The sequence below is a fragment of the Nostoc sp. CCY0012 genome (assembly GCF_963920855.1).
In the GTDB taxonomy this organism is placed as follows: Bacteria; Cyanobacteriota; Cyanobacteriia; order Cyanobacteriales; family Nostocaceae; genus Cyanocohniella.
The window spans coordinates 60,028-70,973 of sequence record NZ_CAWUDM010000024.1; the positions used below are offsets into that span (position 1 = coordinate 60,028).

Annotated in this window: 8 protein-coding genes; all 8 read right to left on the reverse strand. The window is 43.0% G+C overall.

The annotated features are described in order from the left end of the window. Positions 1-75: 75 nt before the first annotated feature. Complete coding sequence (locus tag ACM0OS_RS09445) at positions 76-1,470, reverse strand: AtzE family amidohydrolase (protein WP_414542932.1); 1,395 nt, start codon at positions 1,468-1,470, stop codon at positions 76-78. 21 nt (positions 1,471-1,491) lie between these two features. Further along, positions 1,492-2,352 (reverse strand): polysaccharide pyruvyl transferase family protein, encoded by an 861-nt coding sequence (locus ACM0OS_RS09450; RefSeq protein WP_414542921.1) that lies wholly within the window; start codon positions 2,350-2,352, stop codon positions 1,492-1,494. Between the two features lie 569 nt (positions 2,353-2,921). Beyond that, positions 2,922-3,110 (reverse strand): DUF4089 domain-containing protein, encoded by a 189-nt coding sequence (locus ACM0OS_RS09455; protein WP_414542922.1) that lies wholly within the window; start codon positions 3,108-3,110, stop codon positions 2,922-2,924. Further along, on the reverse strand, positions 3,100-5,862 hold the full coding sequence (locus tag ACM0OS_RS09460) for an HD family phosphohydrolase (protein WP_414542923.1): 2,763 nt from the start codon (positions 5,860-5,862) through the stop codon (positions 3,100-3,102). The genes ACM0OS_RS09455 and ACM0OS_RS09460 overlap by 11 nt, the downstream gene beginning before the upstream one ends. A gap of 206 nt (positions 5,863-6,068) precedes the next feature. After that, positions 6,069-7,028, reverse strand: a complete 960-nt coding sequence (locus ACM0OS_RS09465; protein WP_414542924.1) for an ADP-ribosylglycohydrolase family protein — start codon at positions 7,026-7,028, stop codon at positions 6,069-6,071. Between the two features lie 12 nt (positions 7,029-7,040). After that, positions 7,041-7,535, reverse strand: coding sequence for a type II 3-dehydroquinate dehydratase (gene aroQ, locus ACM0OS_RS09470; RefSeq protein ID WP_414542925.1), 495 nt, complete (start codon positions 7,533-7,535; stop codon positions 7,041-7,043). Next, positions 7,513-7,650, reverse strand: coding sequence for a hypothetical protein (locus tag ACM0OS_RS09475; RefSeq protein ID WP_414542926.1), 138 nt, complete (start codon positions 7,648-7,650; stop codon positions 7,513-7,515). The genes aroQ and ACM0OS_RS09475 overlap by 23 nt, the downstream gene beginning before the upstream one ends. 291 nt (positions 7,651-7,941) lie before the next feature. After that, entirely contained in the window at positions 7,942-10,593 is a 2,652-nt protein-coding gene (gene topA, locus ACM0OS_RS09480; RefSeq protein ID WP_414542927.1) for a type I DNA topoisomerase, read from the reverse strand. Positions 10,594-10,946 lie beyond the last annotated feature (353 nt).

A 10,946-nucleotide genomic window follows, 5' to 3' on the forward strand; every position in this document is an offset into this window, starting at 1 on the left:
ATCATTCAAGCAATTCTTGATCAGGAACAGTTAAATGGTATGAATAGCTGCTCAAACCCTCAAATTGGCAGAATTTCATGATTCACCAGCTAGTTTTGCCGAAATTATACCTTGGGATTCCAACACAGCAGCAACTCGTAAAATTAAAGCTTCGTTGTCGGGTGCAGCGATTAATTGCACACCTAAAGGTAAGGCGTTAGGGCGCTGAATGGGTACTGATAAAACAGGTAAGCCGATGAAAGATAATGGTTGTGTGAATAACCCCAAATGAGGACGCACCAGAATTTCTTCTCCATCTAAAATCATGGTTTGCTGACCAATTAATGGTGCAGAAATAGGTGTGGTGGGAGCAAGAATTAGATCGACACTTTGAAATATTTCCCGCAGGCGATCGCCATACCATCTCCGAAAACGTTGTGCTTGTAAATACCAGCTACTCGGTATTAATGCCCCAGCTAAAAAGCGATCGCGTGTAGCGGGGTCAAAATCCTGGGGACGCGACTGTAATTTGTCTAAATGCAGATTTGCCCCTTCGCTAGCTGTAATCACAAATGCTGCTGCCCTAGCACGCTGGGCTTCAGGTATGATTACATACTCAGTTACATTTAAAGCCTCAGCTACCTTTTGCACGGCTGCCAAGGCTTCTGGTGCTACACCTTGAGTGAAGTAATCTCCAGCAATGGCAATTTTGATACCAGATATACCTTGATTGAGTTGGGGTACACATAATTCCGGTAGATGCTGGGTACAAATCGGATCGCGCTGATCTTCTCCTTGAAGCACATCAAAGGCTGTAGCAATGTCTTGTACCGAGCGCGCAAATGGGCCAATATGGTCAAAACTGCTAGAAAATAAAGCTACCCCAGCCCTAGATAAACGCCCATAAGTTGGTTTAAAACCAAACACGCCACACAAAGCCGCCGGGACGCGAATAGAACCGTTAGTATCAGAACCCAGTGTCAGAGGAACTAACCCAGCCGCCACAGCCGCTGCCGAACCACCAGAAGAACCACCGGCAATTCGTTGTACATCATGGGGATTGCGAGTAGCACCATAATGGGAATTTTCTGTGACAAACCCATAGGCATACTCATCCATATTTAACGCGCCAACCAATATTGCACCGGCTTGTTTTAACTTGGCTACTGCGGTGGCATCTTGGGTAGCTGGGGGATTTTCGGCGTTAATTTTTGAACCTGCCAAAGTTATTAATCCAGCAATATCGTAAAGATTTTTGACAGCAAAAGGTACGCCAGCCAAAGCACCAGGGTTATTACCTTGGGCAATTTCTTCGTCAATTTTGGCAGCATCTACCAAAGCGGTTTTTGCAGTTATTGCCGTAAAACAGTTGAATTGATGATTGCGAGCATTAATTTCTGCTAAGGCACTCTGGGTAACTTCCACTGCGCTAACTTGGCCTATACGCACAGCAGCAGCTATTGATACAGCATCAGCTGAGTGAATATTCATCATTCAAACTAAAAGTAAACTTTATAAATACATTCCTTGTGCAAAATCCTGTTTAAATGCATCAAGTCTGGCGTTCATTTCCTGAGTCAGATTTTCTATAGATGTATCACTGCTTAAAGTAGGTTGTGCATTCTTGGCAATATGCATTAATTGTGATTTAGATTCTTGTTGCCTTACCCAATCACGAACTAAACGAATTGGAGATAAGATATCTCGTTTTTGATTAGGATGATGTAACCGCTTTATATGTGATGGTTGATAGTTTACACCTACAGATTGGCACCAGTCTTGCCACTTAAATTGTAGAATAGTGGGGTTAGTAATTATGGGAACCCAAGGTACACGCAGGGCATCGGCAATAATAGCACCATGCATAGCTTCTGCTAGTAGAACTTCTGTTTCGTTAATAGACGATAAAACTTTTTCTATTGACCAGCGTGGATCAATATATCCAAATCCTAGACTCTTACAGACTAAACTCCAACTGGTTCCAGCTAGCTCGAAATGAGGCATATAAGAAAATTTATATACTTTTTTATGGCTATAATTATCAAATAAATTTCTAATTAATACCGCTCCATCTGTTACGGCTAATTTATCGGAAACACCCAATGCTTGGGCTGATAGTGGGCCACGTAGACAATAAATTTTATAAGTATCATTTAGCTGTGGTATTCCGTTTCCATAACCTACACCTGTACCAAATATCGCTCTTAAACGAGAATTTTTGGTTTTGAGCGGTAATCTATCATTAATAAGAGTACCTATGCCCACAAAAGTAGTTGTTTGGTTATCATCAATTACACCAGGGATTAATTTGTCCCATAACCAAGGATTAAGTTGATCACCAAAATTCTTTTCTCGGTAATAAAGCAGCTTCATATTTTTGCCCTTCCTTGGTAATATCGATGATGTTAGCGATGATTTATATACGGTTTTCTATTTTGAGGATATTTACAAAAATTAGACTACAAATCACATCTAAAAAGGCAATTTTACTAATATATTGATGTAGAAATGTTCTGTTTTCAACCATTGTTTAAATACTGCTAATGTTTCTATGTTTTGCTAATAAATAAAAATAATTGAAAAGCCGCGATCGCTTGAGCTACGGCATACTTTTTCACTACAGCATCTCAGTATTCATCTCTTGGCTGGAAATTCCACAATCAGGCAATTTGCTCCATAGACTTAATCACTTCTTTGTAAAGACTCTTTGATCAAGCTGTAAATATTTAATGTATTTTATATGAAGTTTAATAAGTAACACTATAACAGCCTGCTATTACTTTTGTGTAATATTACGCAAGCTTCATGAAAAATTTATATTGTCCAATAATTTTGCCAATGTGATGAAACATCTACAGGTTGACAAACCCCAACTACACGCACAAAACTTTACCCGTAGGAACTGAATCCTTACAGGCTGGGGAGGCGTTTATCCTCTGGAATCATGGTTTAAATACGGGTGCAGCTTCGATATCTTCAGGTAAAGGAAACTCATTTACAAGTTGTGCGATCGCTTGTATTTTCGCAAAATTCTCTACCACGCCATCGCGTTCGGTATCTGTTAACTGCAAATCCAACAATAATGCCATTTGCTCAACATAGGTAACCACATCAAAATTTTTACTTACCATGCTTACTTGCCTTTAATTTAGGATAAGCAATCCGTTTATGGTGGAATTGCTGCCAAACTTCCACAAATATTTGAGCAATTTCGGTCATTTCTTCCCGTGTCAGCCCTGAATCTACTAATTGATTATCTTGCCATCTAGCACGGAGAATATTATTCAGCATTGTTAAGGCTTGTTCGGGTGTGGCATCTTTAAGCGATCTCAGTGCGGCTTCACAAGAATCTGCTAACATGACTATTCCAGTTTCCCGTGATTGGGGAATGGGGCCGTCATAGCGAAAATCAGCCTCATTGACTGTTAAATTAGGGTCTTCTTGGGCCATTTCCTGGGCTTGATGATAAAAATAAGCAATCAGCATGGTTCCTTGATGTTCAGGAATAAAAGCTTGAATCGCTGTGGGTAAAAGCTGTTTTCGCGCCATTATTACCCCTTGGCTGACATGCTTTTTGATAATTTCTGCACTCTTCCAAGGATCATTAATTTCTGTTTCGTGTTTATTCGGCCCCCCCATTTGATTTTCAATAAAGCCTAAGGGGTCGTGCATTTTGCCGATATCGTGATATAATGTTCCAGCCCTAACTAGTTCGACATTACATCCGAGTTTTTTGGCAGCAGCTTCAGCCAAGGTAGAGACAAACAGGGTATGTTGAAAAGTACCAGGGGTTTCTGTAGCTAGTCGTTTTAATAAAGGGCGATTCGGATTAGCTAATTCAGCTAACCGAATGGGGGTGACTAAATCAAAGAATTTTTCTAAATAAGGACTCAAGCCCAAGGCTACAATACTCCAGGCTAAACCGGATAAAGCGAATAAGCCTGCGCCTTGCAAAACCATATACCAGCCTGAGCCAAATACAGCACCAATGAGCAGCTTCATAATTAGGTACGTACCACCTTGAGTTAAGGCAATAGCAACACCTAATAATGCTAGTTCTTCACGCGATCGCAATCTTTTCGCCATACTACTGCCCAATATTCCCGCCGCCCCACCAGCTAAAAGGGCAATGATGCTGACTTCTGTAGTAATGGGTAAAATTAGTAACAATAGTCCCACTACTGTTACACCCAAAGCAGGTGCATAAAAGCTCCCCAACAATAAACCAACGGCGCTCCAAGTTGTATAGGGTATGCCCAAGGCTAGCACTCCCGGCGTACTCAGGGTCAGTAGTAGGACTAACAAGTAATCACGTTGTCGCAATTTACACTTCATCTGTCTTTCCACCAGCACAAAAATGCCAATGGCGGCTGTGACAACGCTGGCTAATTTCGTTAACCCTAGCCAATTATTTTCCCGGCGGATTAATTGATAATGCTCTAGGACATCAAAGTGCCATTGTGTAATGTTCTCGCCCTTAATAACAATTACTTCACCTTGAGGCACTTCCACCATCACAGGTGATACTCCAGCGGATGCTTGCTGTACGCGTTGTTGCGTTTCTTCTTCATCTTGCTTTAAATTCGGTTGCAACACAGCTATTAACAGCCTACTTGCCAATGGTTCAGCATTTTGGGGTACAAATGCTTGTATTTGTAGGCTCACCGCACTCTGTAAAATACTTGATGGTAATCCTGGGGGAATCCCCTGTGTCAAAATTCTCTCGGCGCTGCGACGGATTCCGCTTTTTGTGGTTGTCCACTCGTTATCTGATAATTCCAGGAGGGCCGTTTCACTGTAAATTTTTTGGGAGTGGGGATTTTCTCTAGATAACAATTGTAGCTGGGCTTGGGCGTATGTTTTGCGGACTTGGGCCGTTTGGGTGATGAGTGCAGATAAACTTGGCTCTGAAGTTGTCGCACGATAAGCTTTGAGTTCTTCTACCGCTTGAGTAAAGAAGGTTGTTGGAGCCACACTCACCGGTTGGACTTCTAAAGGAGACAGATACAAAGGTAAATTACCGGAGTTAATAAAAGTCGATAACGATTGTTGTTCTGCATGGGGTGAACCTGTGGATGTGGGAAATAAAGGCAAATAAGCAGCAGTGGGTACTGGCTGTGCTATACCACTTTGATGTCTACTCGAATTAGCTTTTGGCCTAGCAGCTAAAAACCCGGATCGTTTTTGGCTAGTAGTCTGATTTTCTAAAGTTATCAGCAGTGTTTGCCATTCTGAAGCAGAACAAGAGCGAAGATAATGCTGAGTCGGGATGGATAAAACTGATGTATCAAAAAAAGGAAAAGATCCAGCAATAGCGCGAATTTTATTGCCTTCGTCTAAAAGTTGCTGTAAAGTTTTGTCGATTTTTTCAGTCTTGGGGACATCGATCATCAAAACTGGGATAGAACTTCTACTGGCGGCTTGGCGTTGTGCTGCTGTTTCTTCTTGATTCTCGATGCTAGCAGTATAAGGCGCTCTGATTGTTTGAGGTGCAGGAGTTCCTACTGTCAGCTGGGGTTGATTATATAGTTTATGCCCCATTACCCCTGTTAGGGAAACTACAGCGATCGCTACAACAACAGAGGAACGCTTTTCATGCACCCAGCCTAGACGTACTGCATCAATCCTACGTTGAATTCTGACCGATTTTGCCATTGTTCTGAGCGCTAATTCTTGTTGTTGGTGTTCGCTTTTATTGTTGATTTTTGATAAATATAGTTGTAAACGACTGCGGATTTTACTTTGAAGTTCATCAGATTGCCTGATACAGCTTTGACTTCTTACTGTCCCTAGCCAATATCTTTTACGGCGTCGTGCTTTGTAGCGTCGTCGCCAGCGAGTTAGTTGCTTGGTCAAAGACCAAAAAAACCTTTGCTTGTTCATGACCCCAGTTGCTTACTTTGATAACTCAAAACAAGACAATCCTGAGAAAAGTTCTAGCAGTGGGATCTGGTTGAAGCCGATGGGCCACAATAGCTACCTACAGATTAAAGTTATGTGTTGATGAGGAAGTTACAGAGTAAAAACTACTAAATTTTCTAGTTTTTAGCTGGTGTTTTACACTGACACGTTGAACAGTGACAATGGCATTAACGCAACCGGATGACATGGGGAGCCGCAAAGACGCAAAGCCTAGACTGTTCGTCAGACTTGACACATCCTTCCTCTGGAAACTCCCTAGTATGTAGGGCAATATCATACACTCCTGACCACACCGCAACAAGTGCATCAGATAATTCTAGCATTTGGGAAAAACTGGCTAGTTCCCAAGTTGCTAAGTTTTCTGGAGACAATAAAATGCGCCACTTGACGGGGATTCCCGCTGTGCTGTTATCAGCTCCTGACAAAGCACCTGTAATGGCACTGATCATTTGTGAATAGTGTAAAGTCCTAGTTGTTTGTCGCCCGAAATTGTCCTTGTGATTAGCCCGCAAAACTGCCAGACGAAAATCTTCCCTGGTGCTGAGAAAGCAGTAAAATGCCATTGCTATCACATTACTCGGCTCTGCTTCGCGACAAAATTCTGCTTGCGCTGTTGCTAACCCAAAACCTCCATGCAACAATTCATGAACTTTTAGTAATTTTTGTGTTAATGGTGTCGGTGTTTCGCCAATAAAAGCGATGATTTCGGGAATTAGGGAGGGGGGGTGAAGTTTTTCTGTGAGAGATTGTGCGATCGCATATCCTACTGCTAGGGCGCCATCTCTTACCACTGGGTCATCATGCCATATTTGCAATACATGTAATAAATTTTGTCGCAGTTTACTTGTATTTTCATGAAAAAAAAGAGCCACTGGTAACGTGGCAATAATAGCTGCTGGCGAGGTTTGATCAGTTATATCTAAATGAGGAGATTTTTGATGATAACGTTCTAGCCAGTTATCTACATCTAATTTACCTAGCTCAATTAAACTTTTAGTACCCAGAACGGCTATTTTACCGACTTCTGAGTCAATTGGTGATTGCTTATAAGTATTCTGGGCAATAATTTCACCCAGCAATGTCCCGACAAAAGTAGCTCTAAACCGATGATTTAGTGAATAATGCATATTCAGAAAAAACTATTCGTTATTTCTTAAATGATGCACTAGAGCCTGTAGGCCCAACAAATAACTGTGGACGCCAAAACCACTTATTTGCCCGATAACTACGGCTGCTATATAAGAATGATGGCGAAAGTCTTCTCGGCGGTAAATATTGCTTAAATGCACTTCTACTGTAGGTAGGTTAACACCAGCGATCGCATCCCGCAAAGCTACACTTGTGTGAGTGTAAGCTCCGGCATTAATCAAGATTCCCTGATGTTTTCCTAAGGCGCCATGAATAGTATCTACTAAAACCCCTTCATGATTTGACTGCACGGGGGTAATCTCCGCCTGAAATTTGATAGCTTCCGCTGCTAAGAATTGATTAATTTCAGCCAAAGTTAAAGCACCATAAATACCTGGTTCTCTTTGTCCCAGTAAATTTAGGTTTGGCCCGTGCAGGACTAAAATACTTATAGGAGACGACAACTTCAATACCTTCAGGCTTTTAACGACGACGCGATCGCTCATTTACAGGAATCGGAATCAATTCCGGCTCCCGCTCACCTTCAGGCCCTAGCAGAGCTTCAATGAGCTTGCCTGCCATCTCTTTAAGTCTTTCTAGTACCTTTTCTATATAGTCCATTGAACTGACGGCTCCTGAGATACTACCTCAATTTTTTGACTAACAGTTACGCAGAACTGGCGTACTTTTGCACCTCTAGTTAGAAACTGGGCTAATACGAACTTCCGCATTTCGGGAGTGAGCTACTGGGAAAAATTGGTGTTGTGGTCTCCCTTACTTTATTAGAGTATCACATTACAAACCGACCGGGCTGCTTGTAAAGCATGAAGGATATTCTTGATCCCGAGTCAAGAGTCCATAGGTAGAAAGTTTTACCACAACTAACTATGGACTTTTGATTTTAGAAGTTAATTAAACTTCTGCATCATTTTTTTTCGCCCCAGTCTTGGTTGATTTAGCAGTTGACTTGGATCGAGAAGTTGTTGATTTACTCGTTTTGCGAGTAGATTTCTTTGTCGATGTTTTGGCTGCTAATAATGGCAACGCCGTAGCTAGCGTCACATCCTCCACTGATTGCCCTTCTGGGATACTGACATTAGTTTTGCCGTGCTTAATATAAGGGCCATAGGGGCCATCATAAATATTCACTGGCGTACCATCTTCAGGATGCGCGCCTAGTTCTCGTAACGCTGCTTTAGACTTGCTGCTACTAGAACCACGTCCTTTTTTAGGTTCAGATAACAATTCCAATGCCCGTTCCAGAGAAACTGTCAGCACATCATCACCAGCTTTGAGCGAGCGATAGTCTTTTCCTTCTTTGCCTTGGTCATGAACGACGTAAGGGCCAAAACGTCCCAAACTAGCTTGAATTTTACTGTTGGTTACCGGGTGCATTCCCAATGTCCTGGGTAAAGCTAAAAGACCCACAGCCATTTCCAAGGTGACATTTTCTGGAGTGACACCTTTGGGTAAGGAAGCTTGTTTAGGTTTGGGATTCTCTTCGGTCTTGTCGCCCAATTGAACGTAGGGGCCATAAGCACCAATTTTTACATAAATCGGTTCGCCAGTTTCGGGATGCCTACCTACTTGGTCAGGCCCTACAGTTTTTTGCCGCAGTAGTACTTCTACCTGTTTGGGGTCGAGGTCAGATGGTGTGAGGTCTTTGGGAATTGAGGCCGTAACCACAGTGCCATCATTGTCAACTTCGATGTAGGGGCCATATTTGCCAATCCGGACTTTGGCATCTAAATTTTCCAGTAATACAGTTCTGGCTTGGCTGGCATCAATTTGACTTTCCTGTTCTTTAACTAAAGTTTCTAAGCCTTTATCTCCCAGATAAAATTCCCGCAAATAGGGTAACCACTTCGCTTCGCCTGTGGCAATGTCATCTAGAGTTTGTTCCATCTTGGAGGTGAAACTAGGATCTACGACATCCGGGAAATGCTTTTCTAACAGATTGGTGACAGCAAAGGCGGTAAAAGTGGGAATCAGAGCATTACTCACCAATTGGGCATAACCTTTATCGATGATTGTGCCAATGATGCTGGCATAGGTACTCGGCCGACCAATGCCTTCACTTTCTAAGGTTTTCACCAAAGTAGCTTCGGTATACCTCGCTGGCGGTTGAGTTTCGTGACCCACGGCTGACAAATCGGTACAATCTGGATGATCTCCCACTTTCATACTGGGCAAAATCACTTCCTGATCTTCCAGTGCGGCATCTGGGTCGTCTGAACCTTCGACATAAGCACGTAAAAATCCTGGAAAGTCAATGCGTTTACCAGATGAGCGAAAGCCAGCGTCTTCAACTTGCAAATGCACACTAATTTGGGTTTGCCGACAATCAGCCATTTGGCTAGCCACGGTACGTTTCCAAATCAAGTCGTAAACAGCCAATTCCCGACCGCTTAAACCCGTTTCTTGGGGAGTGCGGAAAGTGCTACCCGCTGGACGAATAGCTTCGTGAGCTTCTTGTGCGCCTTTGGATTTGGTGGTGTATTGCCGGGGTTGGGGGCTGAGATAGTTTTTGCCGTACAGTTGTTCAACACAGCTACGCGCCGCAGTGATTGCCTGGTCTGACAAATGCACCGAATCTGTCCGCATGTAGGTAATATACCCTTGCTCATACAAATTCTGGGCAATCCGCATGGTGTCTCTGGCCGAAAGGCGCAGTTTCCGGTTGGATTCTTGTTGCAGCGTCGAAGTAGTAAACGGTGGTGCGGGTTTGCGCGTTACTGGACGCTCATCAATTTCGGTAACATTCCATATTTTCCCGGTGAGGCGTTCCTTTAGGGCTATGGCTTGTTCTTCGTTGAGTAACAAGACATTGCGACCTGCGGCAATTTGACCAGTAGATGCATCAAAATCGCTACCAGTGGCAATTTTCGTTCCTCCCAATGTAATCAACTGCGCTCCAAAGGGAGTTTTTTCCTGTAACAAGCTAGCTTTTAAATCCCAGTACGTACCTTCATGAAAGGCCCGACGTAGGCGTTCCTTTTTCACTAAAAGTCGCACAGCTACAGATTGTACTCGCCCAGCAGATAACCCCCAGGCGATTTTTTTCCACAGCAAGGGAGACAGGGTATAGCCAACTAATCGATCCAATATCCGCCGCGTTTCTTGGGCCCGAACTAACTGCTCGTCAATATTGCGGCAGTTTTTCAAAGCTTTCTTGATGGCGTCTTGGGTAATTTCGTGAAACACCATTCGCTTGGTGGGAACTTTTGGCTTGAGCAGCTGGTATAAATGCCAACTAATGCTTTCACCTTCCCGGTCTTCGTCAGTTGCCAGAATCAGTTCATCTGCCTCTTTAAGGGCATCTTTGAGCTGGGTGACAACCTTCTTTTTGTCTTTGGGGACAACATACACCGGTTCAAAGTCGGCGTCTACATTTACCCCCAGCTGCGCCCACCGTTCCGCTTTCACAGCGGCGGGAATTTCACTAGCTGATTGGGGTAGGTCACGGACGTGACCCATAGACGCTTCCACCCGATAGTCTTTTGGCAGGTAGTTGCGAATGGTACGAGCTTTGGTCGGAGATTCGACGATGACGAGAGTTGACATGGAAATTTCAAGAAAAAAAGTAGCTGCTAAGCTAAACAGTCAAATTGAAGTAATTTCGGTGAAATGTCAAGATAAAACGTCACGCTTAAGGCTGTGATTTAATCCTCACACAAATTACCTGCTAGGGCGAAAATACGCTAAATCAATAGCGTAGTCTTTCCTAGATGATAGGTCAGATGAACACTGTAACTGAATTGCCAGCTATTTCAATCTTTAACTTATCTCAGGCATAATTGGCGAATAGAGTTTTCAAAATGCCCCTGAAGTGAATACGTTGATACCTTACCTTAACTCCTTTATCAGTAAACCAAAAAGTTTTTAAGAGAAGAGCGATCGCTAAAATACTTATATCT

Coding starts and splice junctions, on each gene's coding strand:
- ACM0OS_RS09475 (WP_414542926.1), bottom strand. CDS start 7,650: ATGGACTATATAGAAAAGGTACTAGAAAGACTTAAAGAGATGGCAGGC.
- ACM0OS_RS09450 (WP_414542921.1), bottom strand. CDS start 2,352: ATGAAGCTGCTTTATTACCGAGAAAAGAATTTTGGTGATCAACTTAAT.
- ACM0OS_RS09465 (WP_414542924.1), bottom strand. CDS start 7,028: ATGCATTATTCACTAAATCATCGGTTTAGAGCTACTTTTGTCGGGACA.
- topA (WP_414542927.1), bottom strand. CDS start 10,593: ATGTCAACTCTCGTCATCGTCGAATCTCCGACCAAAGCTCGTACCATT.
- ACM0OS_RS09455 (WP_414542922.1), bottom strand. CDS start 3,110: ATGGTAAGTAAAAATTTTGATGTGGTTACCTATGTTGAGCAAATGGCA.
- ACM0OS_RS09460 (WP_414542923.1), bottom strand. CDS start 5,862: ATGAACAAGCAAAGGTTTTTTTGGTCTTTGACCAAGCAACTAACTCGC.
- aroQ (WP_414542925.1), bottom strand. CDS start 7,535: ATGAGCGATCGCGTCGTCGTTAAAAGCCTGAAGGTATTGAAGTTGTCG.
- ACM0OS_RS09445 (WP_414542932.1), bottom strand. CDS start 1,470: ATGAATATTCACTCAGCTGATGCTGTATCAATAGCTGCTGCTGTGCGT.